A 222-nucleotide genomic window follows, 5' to 3' on the forward strand; every position below is an offset into this window, starting at 1 on the left:
CGGTGACATTGACGATTTCGGCCTCGGCCGCGGCGACGCCGGCATCGGCCTGCTTCAGATTTGCCTGATAATCGCTGTCGTCGATGCGCAGGAGGACATCACCCGCCTGTACATGCTGATTGTCGGTAACCGCCAGCTCGGTGATACGGCCGGCGATTTGGGCGCCGATCGTCACGGTGCGGGCGTCAATGAAGGCGTCGTCGGTCGATTCGTACTGGCGGG

General features: G+C 63.1%; 1 protein-coding gene. It reads right to left on the reverse strand.

The annotated features are described in order from the left end of the window. The coding region (locus E5W70_RS32980; protein WP_292665548.1) for a biotin/lipoyl-binding protein at positions 1-222 on the reverse strand (222 nt) is incomplete at both ends.

The organism is Mesorhizobium sp. (genome assembly GCF_005063415.1).
Lineage (GTDB): Bacteria > Pseudomonadota > Alphaproteobacteria > Rhizobiales > Rhizobiaceae > Mesorhizobium.